This is a genomic window from Cobetia sp. MM1IDA2H-1, from assembly GCF_002916775.2.
GTDB lineage: Bacteria > Pseudomonadota > Gammaproteobacteria > Pseudomonadales > Halomonadaceae > Cobetia > Cobetia marina.
This window is the reverse complement of record NZ_CM133225.1, coordinates 204,376-218,236: the sequence shown is the minus strand read 5'-3', so window position 1 is coordinate 218,236 and position 13,861 is coordinate 204,376. Positions and strand designations below refer to the sequence as shown.

Here is a 13,861-nt window from a genome sequence, read left to right as displayed (position 1 = left end):
GCGTCCGAGGCCTGTCGATGAGAGCGACTCGCTCACAGCCCGAACAGATCATCCGTGCAGCGTGCCAGCAGCGCCTTGACCGGTGCCGGCAGGCCCACGGCATCCGGCGCGGCGGGGTCGACGAAACGACGGTCTGCTCCGTGTTCGTTGACGCCATCCTCCGCCGACGGCGTCAGTTCCGCCGCTCCCAGCTGGACCGGCTGCGGCGTGATGGTCAGCCGGAAGTGGCTGAAGACATGCTCGAAACTGTCCAGCGGCGCCTCCAGATGCGCGCCTCGCGCTTCACGGGCGACCCACTCCCGCGCGGCATCGCGGTCCTCGACCAGCGGCGGCGCCCACAGGCCGCCCCAGATGCCCGTCGGTGGGCGTCGTTCGAGCAGAATCCGGCCCGTCTCGTCACTGACCAGCAGCATCAGCGTCTGACGTGTCGGAATAGCCTTCTTGGGCTTGCTCTCGGGGAAGCGCTTTTCCTCGCCGCGTGCATGCGCCACACAGACTTCCTCGAAGGGACAGCGCGTACAATCCGGCTTGCTGCCGCGCGTGCACAGGGTGGCCCCGAGATCCATCATCGCCTGGGTCCAGTCCGCCAGCCGCACCTGCGGCGTGTAGCGCTCCGCCAGCGTCCACAGCTTGCGCTCCACCGCCGGCCGACCCGGCCAGCCCTCGACCGCATGCAGGCGAGCCAGCACGCGCTTGACGTTGCCATCGAGAATCGGCGCCCGTTGTCCGGTGCTGATGCTGATGATCGCCCCGGCGGTCGAGCGCCCGATACCTGGCAAGGCCGACAGTGCCTCGACACTCTCGACCGGGAAGGTGCCGCCATGCTCAGCGACCACCTGTTGAGCGGCCTTGTGCAGATTGCGCGCCCGGGCGTAGTAGCCAAGCCCCGTCCACAGGTGCAGCACCTCATCGATCTCCGCCGCCGCCAGCGCCGCGACATTCGGGAAGCGCTCCATGAAGCGGGCGTAGTACGGCAGCACCGTCGCGACCTGGGTCTGCTGGAGCATGATCTCCGAGACCCACACACGATACGGGGTGGTGTTCTCCTGCCAGGGCAGGTGCTTGCGGCCATGCTCATCGAACCAGTCGAACACGCGGGCCTGGAATTCCTCCGGGCTCAGCGCAATGCTTGCCACGCCTGGCGGGGCGTGGGTATCAGACGCCGCCACGTCAGGCGTGGCCGCAGTGTCAGGTACCGCCATCAAGACTTCCTCTACTCGTGACTCGTACCATGGCGCGCCATGGTCTGGGCTCCAACGGCGGCACGCCAGCCCCGAGGGACTGGCGTGCCGGTCTTGCTGTGCAAGGAGCGCGTGATCAGTTGAACAGCCCCTGAATCGCGCCCTTCAGCTTGTCGCTGGCGCCTTCGCCCAGCTTGTCATCGATCTTCTTGCGCGTGTCTTCGTCGAGCTTCTCATCCAGCTTCTCGCTGACCTTCTCGCCCGCCTTGCGCTTGGCTTCATCCTTGGCCAGTTCCGCGGCGGCCGTCTGGAAGCCCTTCTGGTCAAAGCCGCACCATTCGCCCGGCTCACCGCTCAGATTGCCCTGACACTGCACCGGGAAACGCAACTTGACCAGACGCGGATTGACCTCACAGGCAGCGTCATCCGTTCCTTCGATGAAGCGCGCCGCCACGTTGTAGTCAAAGGCTTCGGTCGGCAGGTTGAGCTGCCCCTTGCCATCCAGCGCGATACCCGGGATCGCCAGTGCCAGATCCTGATTGCTGATCACGCCATTGGTGACCTTGAAGCTGCCCTGTGCGCGTTCCAGCGGGGTATTCGCCGCCCAGTCACGCGAGGACGTCTTGCCACTCAGCGTCGCCACCGTGGTGCACATCTTCTCGGACACATTGACGTCGAGTATCTCGCCATTGCGAATCTCGAAGTCACCCGAACCATTCAGGTTGCGCTTCATGCTGTCGAGTTGATTGGTGCTGGTGGTGTAATCGCCATTGAGCGTCAGACGGCCACGCAGGATGTCATCCTGCTCAGGCGCCAGCGCCTTGAGGAATGGCGCGATATCCAGATTGGTCAACTTCTCGCCGAAGCTCATGGTCAGCGGTGTCTTGCGACTGTCGATGCGGGCACTGGCTGCCAGGCTACCGCCGTATAGACTGGCCGTCAGGCTATCGAGCTGCTGCAGTCCCGGCTGGCCGGACAGCTTGGCGGACACCTTGCGCATCTCGAGCCCGGATGCCGTGAGGTTCGCGATGTCCAGCTGGCCCTTGAGCCCGAGAGTTCTGAGCAGCTCCACCGGCAACACCTCTGCATCGCCGTCAGCCGCGTAGGCCGGCGCCACCAGTCCTGCCGTCACCCCCGTACCGAGACTCGCGGTCTTCTCGCTGGTCTGCGGCGGGAGGTAGTCATCCAGATTCAGCGCATCGACATCCAGATCAAAGGTGATCTGCGAGGCATCGAAGGAGGAGCCGAGACGTCCGTTGATGGTGGTGTCATCCAGCGCCATCACCAGGTTGGTCAGCTGTACCTGTGACAGATCGCCCTTGAGCGGGCTGGAGAATGCCAGCGAGGTCAGTGCATCGCCGCGTGCCGTCTGCGGTGCCTGCATGCCGACCCGCGTCATCCACGCCTTGGGCGACAGCGGGGCCAGCTTGAACTGCCCGCTGTAGCTCAGCGCCTCGCCCGTGATGTCACTGGCCTTGAGCGCCCCGCTCAGACGCAGGTCACTGCCCGAGGTCAGCAGCAGATCGGAGAGCGTCGCGGTGCCTTCGGCAAGATCCGCTTCCGCCCCGAAGGTCGCCTTCACCGGCAGCGCCTTCTCTCCCAGCGACGGTTCGTTGAGCGAGGCATCCAGCTCCCCACCCTCGATGCGATAGCGCTGCTGCTCGGTATCCAGTGTCAGGGTATCGATCTCCAGCGCCAGCTGCTGGGACTGCTCGCTCAACGACGGCATGCTGGTGGCGGCATCCAGACTGATGCCGGTCAGGACATGGCGACCGTTCTGAAGGTCCAGCGCCACCTTGCCGTCCAGATTGATGGTGCTGCGCAGCTCAGGCTCACGCCCCTCCGCCACGAAGGACAGCTCCACCGGGAACGCCTTGGTCGGGCTGACGTTGCTGGAGCTCAATGCCAGCTCATTGAGCGTCATATCGAGACCGCTGGCAGCATCCTGGTAGGTGATCTGCCCATTGGTGACCTGAATCGAGGCGATATCGAGATTGACGGCCATGCCTTCAGCGCCATCGCTGACACCGGCATCTCCCTGCGTCTCATCGGCCATGGCGACACCGGCACTCTTGGCGGGAGGCAGGGCCTTGTCCGCCGCACCGCTCTCGGCGGCATCGGCAGCATGCTGCAACAGACTCTCCCAGTTGCCTCGCCCGTCAGCGTCTCGCTTGAGGTCCAGTTTCAGGCCATCGAGGAACACGCCCTCGACCTCCACCTCACCGCTCAGCAAGGGCGCGAAGGACACCCCGACCTCGGCACGCTTGAAGGAGGCGAAGGGTGTCTGGTCGTGAGCCTGCTCCGGCAGCCAGGTCTGGGCGTCCTCGACACTGACGCCCAGACGCGGGTAGAACGACCAGTCCAGCGGACCGTTCAGGGCCAGCTCCAGCCCCGCCTGGTCCTTGACCGCCTTGACCAGACGCGGCTTGAGATCATTCGGGTCGAGGAAGGTGGTGACATAGATCACCCCCGCCACCACGACCAGCGCCAGTACTCCGACGATGGCCAGCAAGGCCCTGAACAGTGCTTTCATCTGCGTCCTCCCTTTGACACGATGAGATGTCCGGGCTGCCTTCGCTCCTGAAGGCATTGCCCGGCACGTGTGAATGATCCCGATTGTCGCACCTGAGGGCGCGAACGTGCGCCCGATGCCAGACGCCAGCGTCAACGTTCACCTGCGGTGGACAGGCCCCGGCGTCATCAGTTCCTGTCACGCCTGTCCAGCCGTCAGCTTTCGCTATCTGTCTGGGCCAGCACGAAGCCTTGCTGCTCGGCATCCTTCACGTAACCGAGCCGCGACAGCAGAAGCTCGTCAGCCAGCGTCAATCCTTGATCCGGCACGACCAGCAGGCGCTCACGCGCCGCCGCTTCCAGCGACATCAATGCCATCAGGCGCGTTCCCACCCCGCGTCGCCGGGTACTCTTGCGCACGCAGCAATGACGGATGCGCCATGCCCTTCCATCGTCCTCGCACAGCAGGGCGCCGATATGGCGATCATTGAAGAAGGCGGTGCAGAAGCGATGACCGGTCTCCAGGCTGGCCTGAATGAACTCATCCGGCGCGAGTGGCAGGCGTTCACCGGGGGCTTCGTGATAGATGCGTGACAGATCGATGCGCACTTGCTCATCGGCCTGCCAGCGTGCGTGATCGATCATCTGAAGAGTGACCGGCATGGTGAGATCCTCGCCCGCGATATGAATGCCCGCCATTGTAGCGGATGCCGTTGTCCTTTCTCTATAATGACGGGCTGGGCAGGCAAGGACGACGCGTCTGCCATCGATCAGTGACCCGCAACCTCGACAACGTCACTGGATCACGCTTTCACTTGCGACATCACATGACAACAACCACATGATGCGCACTTCCCGGCCGGACTGGACATACGCCTCTCACACCCAGGCCCCAGACTGCGCCAGACCTCATCAGCCCCGAAGCCGCGGTGAGGTCACCGACCGCTGGAGAGACATCATGGCAGAGCGTATCGCCGAGGTTCATCGCAACACCTCGGAAACCAAGATTCGGGTTCGCATCAATCTGGACGGCGAAGGCAAGCTGAGCGCCAACACCGGCGTGCCCTTCCTCGAACACATGATGGACCAGATCGCCCGTCACGGCGTGATCGACATCGACGTCGACTGCGACGGTGATCTGCACATCGACGACCACCATACCGTCGAGGACATCGGCATCACTCTCGGCCAGGCCTTCGCGCAGGCGCTCGGCAACAAGGCCGGCATCCGCCGCTACGGCCATGCCTACGTGCCGCTGGACGAAGCCCTGTCACGCGTGGTGATCGACTTCTCCGGTCGCCCGGGCCTGTTCATGCAGTGCGAGTTCACGCGCGGCAACATCGGGCGTTTCGATACGCAGCTGTTCTGGGAATTCTTCCAGGGCTTCGTCAACCATGCCGGCGCCACGCTGCACATCGACAACCTCAAGGGCTTCAATGCCCACCACCAGGCGGAGACCATCTTCAAGGCCTTCGGCCGTGCCGTGCGCATGGCGGTGGAAGAGGACGAGCGCATGGGAGGCCGCATCGCCTCCACCAAGGGCTCGCTGTAAGCGACGTGACGCGTGGCCAGAGGATGTGTCGCCAGCCATTTTGCCGCTTGCCGGGCACCGGGTGGCACTTCCTCTGCATGAACATCCAATGCCGGAATCCCCTCCGGCCTGCGGGAGAAAGACATGACGATTGCCGTCATCGACTATGGCATGGGCAACCTGCACTCCGTCGCCAAGGCACTTGAGCATGTGGCTGACGAGAATGTCGTGATCACCAGTGACCCGCGCGCCATCCGTGGTGCGACCCGCGTGGTGCTGCCCGGTCAGGGCGCCATCCGCGATTGCATGGGCGAGCTTGAGCGCGCCGAACTGCGCGGGCTGGTCGGCGAACTGCTGAGCAACCACAGCAAGCCGCTGCTGGGCGTGTGTGTCGGTCAGCAGATGCTGATGGAGCGCAGTGAAGAGAACGGTGGCATCGATTGCCTCGCCTACTTCAAGGGCGATGTGAAGCGCTTTGATGACAAGCAGCTGGACGAACACGGCCAGCGTCTCAAGGTGCCGCACATGGGCTGGAACCACGTCGCCCACACCCAGGGCCATGCGCTGTGGGAAGGCATCGAGGACAACTCGCGCTTCTACTTCGTGCACAGCTTCTATGTCTCGGCTGCCGAGCGCTCACAGGTCTTCGGCGCGACTCACTACGCCGGTGCCGAGGCGCACGTCGCCATCGGTGAGGGCAGCCTGTTCGCGGTGCAGTTCCACCCGGAGAAGAGTGCGGCCGCCGGCCTCAAGCTGCTCGAGAATTTCGTCCGCTGGCAGCCCTGAGGGCTCACCTGCGTGACCGTCGGTGCCTGCCTTGCGAGTCGGGCACCGATTCATCCGCCTTCGATATACCGACGACAATTCAGGCGTGCCAAGACACGCCGAGAGGACACCCGACATGCTGGTAATCCCCGCGATCGATCTCAAGGACGGTCAGTGCGTACGCCTGAAGCAAGGCCGCATGGAAGACTCCACCAACTACGGCGATGACCCGCTGGCCATGGCCGCGCGCTGGGTCGAGGCCGGTGGTCGCCGCCTGCATCTGGTCGATCTCAACGGTGCCTTCGAAGGCAAGCCGGTCAATGGTGACGCGGTGACACGCATCGCCCGCGCCTACCCGGAGCTGCCGATCCAGATCGGCGGTGGCATCCGGGATGCCGCGACCATCGAGCACTATCTGGAAGCCGGCGTCGGTCAAGTCATCATCGGCACCAAGGCCGTGAAGGAACCGGCCTTCGTCGCCGAGATGTGCCGCGCCTTCCCGGGCCGCATCATCGTCGGTCTCGATGCGCGTGACGGCTTCGTGGCCACCGATGGCTGGGCCGAGGTCTCCACCATCAAGGCGACCGAGCTTGCCAAGCGTTTCGCCAATGACGGCGTGTCCTCCATCGTCTACACCGACATCGCCCGCGATGGCATGATGCAGGGCGTCAACATCGAAGCTACCGTGGCACTGGCCCGCGAAGGCGGCATCCCGGTGATCGCCTCCGGCGGCGTGACCAATCTGGATGACATCCGTGGCCTGGCCGAAGTGGCCGATCAGGGCATCCTCGGCGCCATCACCGGTCGCGCCATCTATGAAGGCAGCCTGGATATCGCCGAAGCACAGGCGCTGTCCGACGCCATCACCGGCCGCACGGCCTGAGGGGAGCGATCATGGCACTCGCCAAACGCATCATCCCGTGTCTGGACGTCGACGCCGGTCGCGTCGTCAAGGGCGTCAACTTCGTCGGTATCCGCGATGCCGGTGATCCGGTCGAGGTCGCCAAGCGCTACAACGAGCAAGGCGCCGACGAGATCACCTTCCTCGACATCACCGCCAGCGTCGACAACCGTGGCACCACGGTCGACATGGTGTCGCGCATCGCCGGTGAGGTATTCATCCCGCTGACGGTCGGTGGTGGCATCCGCACCTGCGAGGACATCCGCACCATGCTGAATGCCGGCGCGGACAAGGTCTCGATCAATACCGCCGCCGTGTTCAACCCGGACTTCGTGCGTGAAGCGGCGGACCGCTTCGGCAGCCAGTGCATCGTGGTCGCCATCGACGCCAAGCGCGTCAGCGAAGAGGGCGAGACACCGCGCTGGGAAATCTTCACCCACGGCGGGCGCAAGCCAACCGGGCTCGACGCTGTCGAGTGGGCGAAGAAGATGGTCGAGCTGGGCGCCGGTGAATTGCTGCTGACCAGCATGGACCGCGATGGCACCAAGGCCGGCTTCGATCTCGGCGTGACACGCGCCATCTCCGACGCCGTCAGCGTGCCGGTGATCGCCTCCGGTGGGGTCGGGACTCTCGACCATCTGGTGGATGGCGTGCTCGAGGGCGGGGCGGATGCGGTGCTGGCCGCCAGCATCTTCCACTTCGCCGAGTACACCATCCCGCAAGCCAAGGCCTACATGGCCGAGCGCGGCATCGAGATGCGCCTCTGAGCGATCTCCTTCGCGTCAGGTAGATACACGAACGCCGCCACTCCTCAGGGAATGGCGGCGTTCGTGTCTTCAGAGACATTACCCGCAGGTCAGGCGACGACAGCGCTCAGGCGTAGCCCAGCTTCGCCAGTGGCGTGAGCGCCTGCTCGAGTCGCTGGTCGGCAAGTCGCAGAATATCACCCACCAGATGCTTCTCGGCGGCGGGCAGCATCACCCGCTCGCCGACCCACAGCGCCAGCTCGGCAAGGTCATGCTGATTGCCCAGACGGGATGCTGCCTTGTCGAGCAATTCCGGCTCACGACGACGCCCACGACTCGGTGACTCGAGTTCACGCCCTGCCGTCTCCCCCAGCGCCGCATGCGCCAGTGCCAGCTGGAACCTGCGGTACTTGATCCACTTGCGCAGCCGGTGGGACGTCTCGATCTCCCGCTTGCTGATCACCCGCGCCGCCAACTTGTGGAGGCGGTGACGACTGAATTCCAGTCCGGCCGTGAGCTCCTCCCCCGTCAGCGGAGCGGCCTGCCAGGCGGCCACCTCGTCGCTCAGCAGCCGTTTCAGAGGTGCGTGATCCAGCTCCGCCACCGACTCGCTCAATGCGGCACTGATCAGCCCCGGACGCAGCGCATCCAGCAGACGCTGGCTACGCTCATCCACCCAGGCATAGGCGCGCGCATGGGTCTTGCGCAGCATGCGCGCCTCACGCGGGCCGGCCAATGCCCTGGCGATGGCGCGCGGACGCGCCTGATGCTCACTCACCGCCGCCTTGCCCAGTGACTCACGTCGCAGTTGCCACCAGCCCCGCAGCTGCTTGCAGTCGACGCGCAGCGCATGGACCTCCTGCGCGGTGAGCGTCGCCTGCGCCAGATGCTGCTGCATTGACTCGAGATGCGCGAGGATCAGGCCATTCAAGGGATCAACGCCTGTGCGGGAAAGCATCTGACTCGTCTTGCCCATCTGTCTCTCCAAGGGAATGGCCTGGCTGCCAGTGTCAGCCGGGCAGGCTCGCTCACCCGGTCTTCCGGGGGCTCATTCCTGCAAGGATAGCCCCAGATTGCTGACATCCTCGTTACGCCCCAGCCGCTTGAGCGCTCGCCAGTCATCACGCTCAAGACGCGGAGCCTCGACACTCTCCAGCACGGCGTCCTGGAAGTCGCGCTCATCGACCATCAGCGGATGCTCGCGAATCATGGCTTCCAGCGCTTCCTGCTCGATGCCCTCACCGGCCTGCAGGTCGATCAGCGCGCGAACGCCATCGGCGGACAGGCGACTGACCTTGAGCGCGGCTTCCGGCTCCTCACTGATCAGCACATCGATGCAGGCGGTCAGCGCCATGACGGCTTCCAGTGCACGGCGCGCACCGAAGCTGTCGTCATGCTCGTCGGGCTCGAAGGCCGTGACCTTCTCGGCCTGCAGCGAGAAATCGATCTTGGCATCGCGAACGCGCAGCTGCTCCCAGACGAGGTCCAGCAGCTTGCGCAACTCGCGCGTGGTCTCCAGCGCGCTGGCGGTGCCATTGGCCTCGGCGTAGAAGCCGGCATTGGGCAGGAGTCGCTCGGTCAGCGTTGCCATGAAGGCGGTACGGCGAACGGGGGCCAGCGCTTCCAGACGCGCGCGGAAACCGGGAACAGGCTGAGTCATGACGGCTCTCTTCTCACTTCACTTTTCAAAGAGGCGGGGCACATGTCGGGAGGAAAAATCCGCCAGCCGACAGCCCGCCACAGATGGCATGGGACATGCGTTAGGGTAGCGCACTCAGGCGGTCTGACGAACGAGACTTTGCCGCGGCGAGATTCACGGCCACAGACATTCTCTGGGCACGCGGCCGACAGCATCGAACAGCACGCCTTCGCTGCGCAGTTTCTCGCGCTGACGCACCGCGCCACCGTGGTCGGTGACCTTGAGCGAGGCATTGATCACCCGATGCCAGGGCAATTGATGGCCATCCGGCAGATGGCGCATGGCCGAACCGACCATGCGTGCGGTGGCGCCATCGGTCATGCTGGCGATTCGCCCGTAGGTCGTGATTCGCCCTGCCGGAATCTGCGCCACCACGGTGTATATCTGCTCGAGCAGTTCAGCACGCATCACGCTCCCCCCTGTTTGTGATCAAGCTCATCCAGCACGATACCTCCACCTGCGCGCTGCGCAATGGCGGGCATCAGGGGCACGCGAACGCAGACCTCGGGTCTTTACGCTGCCAGATGGCTGACGCATGATGACGCCATGCACCTTTACTTCATACATCAAGGCCTTATCCCCGACGCAGCGCCTCACTCAGCGACTGATGCCCTGCCACGATCACAAGGCTGGCAGGACTCCGTACGCCTGAGCGACTGGCTTGTCGGCATGGGCCACAGCTACAACACCAGCTTCCCGCTGGATGGCGAGACGCTCCCCGGCATCGACGATTTCCAGGCGCTGGTGATCCTGGATGGCCCTCAGCCATTGTCAGGTGCCGAGAGCGCCCAATCACAGCCACTGCGCCTGCAGCGCAAGCTGATTCGCCGCGCGCTCAACAGCAACCGTCCCGTACTGGGCATCGGGCTGGGCGCGCGCCTCATCGCCGAGCAACTCGGCGCCATCGTGTCTCCGGCCGTGGTGCCGCAGCGTCGCTGGGCCACGCTCACGCGCAGTGACGAGTGTCCCGTGGGACTGCCTGCCGAATTCGAGACGCTGCTGTGGCATGAGGAGATCTGTGGCCTGCCGGAGGATTGCGAGCTGCTGGCCAGCGGTGAGCATACCCCGATCGCCGGATTCAGCTGGGATGCTGGCCGGGTGCTGGCGCTCAACTTCCATCCCCATCTGGATGCCGGCGCAACGCGTGACCGTCTCCGGCATCACCCCGCCCCGAATGAGGGACGCGGAGTGCAGTCAGAAGACACGCTGCTGGAAGACCCGAAGCGCTTTGATCGGCAGGCCGCCCTGCTGGACCGCCTGCTGGTGGACTGGCTCGACGCCTGAGGCGCTCCCGGGCGGCGCCGGGGCCCTACGACAACTCAGCGCTGCCAGCGATGCGTGGCGCTCCAGTCACGCACGAAGGCGAGCGTGTTGTCCCAGTCGCCGACATGCAGGAAGGTACGCTCGTGCTTCTCGAGCTGATAACGGTACATGGGGTCGTAGTATTCGCTGAGCAGCGGGGCCAGCCAGCCCTCATGGGCAGTGGGATTGCCGCGCTTGTGTTCACGGAAGGCGATGTCCTGCATGCGAATCAGGCGCGCCAGACGTGCACTGCCCAACCGCTTGCGCAGACGCAGCAACGCCTGACGCAGCTGACGCTGCAACAGTGCCCAGCCAAGGAAGTCACCATAGTGCCCGCTGTAGGTGGCCCACAGCCCTTCGATGTAGTCCTTCTGAATCTGCACCAGTCGCCAGTCCAGTGGCATCTCGACTCTCACCAGCGGGGCAGCCTCCATCGCGCGCCATGCCTGCAGCGGAATGTTGACGCTGCCGATGAAGCGCGACTCATCTTCCATGACGGTGGGCGCGTCCGCGGCCAGTGACAGCATCTCGGCGCTGATGCGATGCTCGAAGTCGATCTGGCTCGGTGCCGGGAAGGGGTGACGGCCGAAGGCCGAGCCCTTGTGGCGCGCGCAGCCTTCCAGGTCGATGCCATTGTCGAGCGCATGGATCAGCTCGGTCTTGGCGCAGCCGGTCAGGCCCCCGATCAGCAGCATCGGGGCCTGCTCGACGCGCTCATCGATATGCTGGCAAAGCTGCTGACGCATGGCCTTCCAGCCCCCGGCGATCCGCGGGCGCTCGATGCCTGCCTCCTTCAACCATTGCTGGCTGAGCTGAGAGCGCATGCCGCCCCGGAAGCAGTAGAGAACCGCCTCGGGATGGCGCTCGACGTGCTCAACCCAGGCACGAATCCTGGCGCGCTTGATCCCGCCACTGACCAGCTGATGACCCAGATGCACCGCCGACTCCGGGCCGACCTGCTTGTACTGCAGACCGACCCGGTGACGTTCCTCGTCATCCATCAGCGGAAGGTTGACGGCCCCCGGCAGGGAGCCGGCCGCAAATTCGATCGGTGCACGCACATCGATCAGCGGGCGGCCATCGCGAATCAGATCGCAGCTGGCCGCCACGGTGGGCAAACTCATGGGCATCTCTCGACTGGAAAACTGAAATGAGGCAATGGCCGGCGACTCGCACCCGGCACATCGATGGCTGGCATTCTATCGCATGCACGACATGGCCCCCAGCCTTGCCGTCTCGCGTGCCGCCAACTCTCGCCCTGTCAGCTGCCGCACGGCCCGCTCAGGCCAGCGGCGGCGTCAGGCGATTGCCCTGGCTCGGGCCGATGCTGTCAGGGCCGAACAGCGGGCAGGACGCACATGCGGCCGGCTCGCCGTCGTGTGGCCGATGCGCCTCGGACACTGCCTCGCGCAGCGCGGCAATGGCCGCCTCGGCAGTATGAAAGTAGTGCTCATCCCCCATGCGCTCAAGGAAGCCTCCGCGCTCCATCACTTCCAGCGCGTAGCGTCGGAAGCCGCACATGCTCAGGCTGCCGCCGGCATCCTGTAGGCGGCGCTGCTCGATCTCGAGCATCTCGGCCCCCGCGATGTCGATGAAGTTGCAGCCGGTGCCGAGCAGGATGACGTGCTTGCCGGTATAGCGCGCCAGCTTGCGCTGGACGTGGTCCACCGCGCCGAAGAACAGCGAGCCATCCACTCGCAGGATGACGACCTCACGGCATTGGGTCAGCTGATAGCGCTCGGCATTGCGCACGCCCAGCTCCGGGTGTTCGGGGTCCGGTGCCATTTCCACCAGACGTGGACGCGAGGTGCGATTCAGATACAGCACCAGCGACACCAGCACGCCGGCGAAGATGGCGAACTCAAGCGGCAGCAGCAGCGTGGCGAGGAAGGTGATCACCAGCACCACCGCTTCCTCGCGGCTGACGGTGAGAATCTGACGGATATGACTGAATTCGATCAGGTTGGCGGCGATCACCATGATCAGGCCCGCCATGGCGGGCAATGGCAGCCAGGCCGTGACATTCGGCACCAGCAACAGCACCGCCAGCACGATCAGGGCCGCGATCATCACCGACAGCGGCGTGCGGGCGCCGGCATCGTAGTTGGCCCCTGAACGGGTGAAGGAGCCGGAGCCGGCGAAGCACGAGAAGAAGCTGCCGACCAGATTCGACAGCCCCTGGCCGATGAACTCCTGATTGCCATCGATGCGCTGATGCGAGCGTACTCCGATGGCGCGGGCGATGGAGACCGCCTCGATCAGGCCGAGAACCGCCAGCGCAAAGGCCGCACCGCCCAGCGAGCGCAGGGTGTCAAACCCCAGTGGCGGCAGAGAAAGCGGCGGCAGGCTGCCGGAGAGGGCCCCCACCATCGGGATGCCTGCCTCGCTGCCACCCAGCAATGCCGCAACCCCGCAACCGACGGCCATCGCGACCAGCATCCACGGCAGTCTGCGATTCACCCGCCGCACCAGCAAGGCACTGGCGAGCGTACTGAGGCCGGTGATCAGGGTCGCCCACGAGGTGTCTTCCAGATGCCCAAGCAATGCCCACCAGGTGCCGAGGAAGCTCGAGGCATCTCCCAGCGCGATACCGAACAGATGCTTGAGCTGACTGGTGGCGATCAATACGCCGGCACCGGCGGTGAAGCCGATCACCACGGTATGCGAGATCAGATTGACCAGCGCCCCCATGCGCAGCAGCCCGAGTGCGAGCTGGATGATGCCGACCATGCAGGTCAGCGCCAGCACCAGCGGCAGGTATTCCGGACTGCCGGGGGTGGCCAGGGTCGAGACGGTACCGAAGACCACCATCGAGATGGCGGCGGCCGGCCCGCTGACCATATGACGCGAGCAGCCGAAGAGTCCGGCGATGATCGCGACCACGATGGCGGCATAGAGTCCATGCGCCGGAGGCAACCCCGCGATCAGCGCGTAGGCCACCCCCTGAGGCAGTACCAGCACCGCACCGCTCAGCCCGGCGATCAGGTCCGCGCGCGCATCTCTCGGCGACAGCTGGCGCATCCAGCCCAGAAACGGCAGCAGGCGTGACAGGCGGTATGCCGTGGCACTCGACGTGGCAGAGGCATCATCGGCAGGCTGGCGTGGCGGTGGATTGTCAGCGGGCAAGAAGTGCCTCCATGAAGGTGCGTGGGCTGCGGGAGAGGCCATCGCCTCCGTGAAGAAACGATGCCGGGGGCGGGCGTGGCGACGTCCGGCCCCGGCAAG

13 protein-coding genes are annotated in these 13,861 nt (G+C 65.0%); 5 read left to right on the top strand and 8 right to left on the bottom strand.

The annotated features are described in order from the left end of the window. Window positions 1-32 precede the first annotated feature (32 nt). From mutY to BOH68_RS00990, 3 genes are all read right to left on the bottom strand, one after another. Complete coding sequence (mutY, locus tag BOH68_RS01000) at window positions 33-1,202, bottom strand: A/G-specific adenine glycosylase (protein ID WP_077378551.1); 1,170 nt, start codon at window positions 1,200-1,202, stop codon at window positions 33-35. A 115-nt stretch (window positions 1,203-1,317) separates the two neighbouring features. Next, complete coding sequence (locus BOH68_RS00995) at window positions 1,318-3,714, bottom strand: AsmA family protein (RefSeq protein ID WP_170877473.1); 2,397 nt, start codon at window positions 3,712-3,714, stop codon at window positions 1,318-1,320. A gap of 194 nt (window positions 3,715-3,908) precedes the next feature. Continuing rightward, entirely contained in the window at window positions 3,909-4,355 is a 447-nt protein-coding gene (locus tag BOH68_RS00990; protein ID WP_077379332.1) for an acetyl-CoA sensor PanZ family protein, read from the bottom strand. A gap of 295 nt (window positions 4,356-4,650) precedes the next feature. Here BOH68_RS00990 and hisB point away from each other — a divergent pair, with 295 nt between their 5' ends. The 4 genes from hisB (at window position 4,651) to hisF (ending at window position 7,656) form a co-directional block, all read left to right on the top strand. Beyond that, window positions 4,651-5,244, top strand: coding sequence for an imidazoleglycerol-phosphate dehydratase HisB (gene hisB, locus BOH68_RS00985; protein ID WP_077378545.1), 594 nt, complete (start codon window positions 4,651-4,653; stop codon window positions 5,242-5,244). A 123-nt stretch (window positions 5,245-5,367) separates the two neighbouring features. Further along, window positions 5,368-6,009, top strand: coding sequence for an imidazole glycerol phosphate synthase subunit HisH (hisH, locus tag BOH68_RS00980; RefSeq protein ID WP_077378543.1), 642 nt, complete (start codon window positions 5,368-5,370; stop codon window positions 6,007-6,009). A gap of 115 nt (window positions 6,010-6,124) precedes the next feature. Further along, entirely contained in the window at window positions 6,125-6,871 is a 747-nt protein-coding gene (hisA, locus tag BOH68_RS00975) for a 1-(5-phosphoribosyl)-5-[(5-phosphoribosylamino)methylideneamino]imidazole-4-carboxamide isomerase (protein ID WP_077378540.1), read from the top strand. Between the two features lie 11 nt (window positions 6,872-6,882). Then, a complete protein-coding gene (hisF, locus tag BOH68_RS00970; protein ID WP_077378537.1) occupies window positions 6,883-7,656 on the top strand; it encodes an imidazole glycerol phosphate synthase subunit HisF in 774 nt (257 codons plus the stop codon). 106 nt (window positions 7,657-7,762) lie between these two features. Here the strand turns inward: hisF and BOH68_RS00965 are convergent, their stop codons facing one another. The 3 genes from BOH68_RS00965 to BOH68_RS00955 form a co-directional block, all read right to left on the bottom strand. Further along, window positions 7,763-8,593, bottom strand: coding sequence for a CHAD domain-containing protein (locus tag BOH68_RS00965; protein ID WP_170877472.1), 831 nt, complete (start codon window positions 8,591-8,593; stop codon window positions 7,763-7,765). 90 nt (window positions 8,594-8,683) lie between these two features. Next, the gene (locus tag BOH68_RS00960; RefSeq protein ID WP_077378530.1) at window positions 8,684-9,295 is read right to left on the bottom strand and encodes a YjaG family protein; all 612 of its coding nucleotides are present in this window, start codon (window positions 9,293-9,295) and stop codon (window positions 8,684-8,686) included. A gap of 153 nt (window positions 9,296-9,448) precedes the next feature. Beyond that, window positions 9,449-9,745, bottom strand: coding sequence for an MGMT family protein (locus BOH68_RS00955; RefSeq protein WP_077378527.1), 297 nt, complete (start codon window positions 9,743-9,745; stop codon window positions 9,449-9,451). A 258-nt stretch (window positions 9,746-10,003) separates the two neighbouring features. Here BOH68_RS00955 and BOH68_RS00950 point away from each other — a divergent pair, with 258 nt between their 5' ends. After that, window positions 10,004-10,618 (top strand): type 1 glutamine amidotransferase, encoded by a 615-nt coding sequence (locus BOH68_RS00950; protein ID WP_170877471.1) that lies wholly within the window; start codon window positions 10,004-10,006, stop codon window positions 10,616-10,618. 35 nt (window positions 10,619-10,653) lie between these two features. Here the strand turns inward: BOH68_RS00950 and mnmH are convergent, their stop codons facing one another. Together mnmH and BOH68_RS00940 are read right to left on the bottom strand one after the other, a co-directional pair. Beyond that, window positions 10,654-11,760: a tRNA 2-selenouridine(34) synthase MnmH gene (gene mnmH, locus BOH68_RS00945; RefSeq protein ID WP_077378521.1), complete on the bottom strand. Its 1,107-nt coding sequence runs from the start codon at window positions 11,758-11,760 to the stop codon at window positions 10,654-10,656. A 157-nt stretch (window positions 11,761-11,917) separates the two neighbouring features. Next, window positions 11,918-13,762 (bottom strand): SulP family inorganic anion transporter, encoded by a 1,845-nt coding sequence (locus BOH68_RS00940; RefSeq protein ID WP_170877470.1) that lies wholly within the window; start codon window positions 13,760-13,762, stop codon window positions 11,918-11,920. Window positions 13,763-13,861: the final 99 nt, after the last annotated feature.

Coding starts and splice junctions, on each gene's coding strand:
- hisF (WP_077378537.1), top strand. CDS start 6,883: ATGGCACTCGCCAAACGCATCATCCCGTGTCTGGACGTCGACGCCGGT.
- hisA (WP_077378540.1), top strand. CDS start 6,125: ATGCTGGTAATCCCCGCGATCGATCTCAAGGACGGTCAGTGCGTACGC.
- BOH68_RS00990 (WP_077379332.1), bottom strand. CDS start 4,355: ATGCCGGTCACTCTTCAGATGATCGATCACGCACGCTGGCAGGCCGAT.
- BOH68_RS00950 (WP_170877471.1), top strand. CDS start 10,004: ATGGGCCACAGCTACAACACCAGCTTCCCGCTGGATGGCGAGACGCTC.
- mnmH (WP_077378521.1), bottom strand. CDS start 11,760: ATGAGTTTGCCCACCGTGGCGGCCAGCTGCGATCTGATTCGCGATGGC.
- BOH68_RS00995 (WP_170877473.1), bottom strand. CDS start 3,714: ATGAAAGCACTGTTCAGGGCCTTGCTGGCCATCGTCGGAGTACTGGCG.
- BOH68_RS00965 (WP_170877472.1), bottom strand. CDS start 8,593: ATGCTTTCCCGCACAGGCGTTGATCCCTTGAATGGCCTGATCCTCGCG.
- hisB (WP_077378545.1), top strand. CDS start 4,651: ATGGCAGAGCGTATCGCCGAGGTTCATCGCAACACCTCGGAAACCAAG.
- BOH68_RS00960 (WP_077378530.1), bottom strand. CDS start 9,295: ATGACTCAGCCTGTTCCCGGTTTCCGCGCGCGTCTGGAAGCGCTGGCC.
- hisH (WP_077378543.1), top strand. CDS start 5,368: ATGACGATTGCCGTCATCGACTATGGCATGGGCAACCTGCACTCCGTC.
- mutY (WP_077378551.1), bottom strand. CDS start 1,202: ATGGCGGTACCTGACACTGCGGCCACGCCTGACGTGGCGGCGTCTGAT.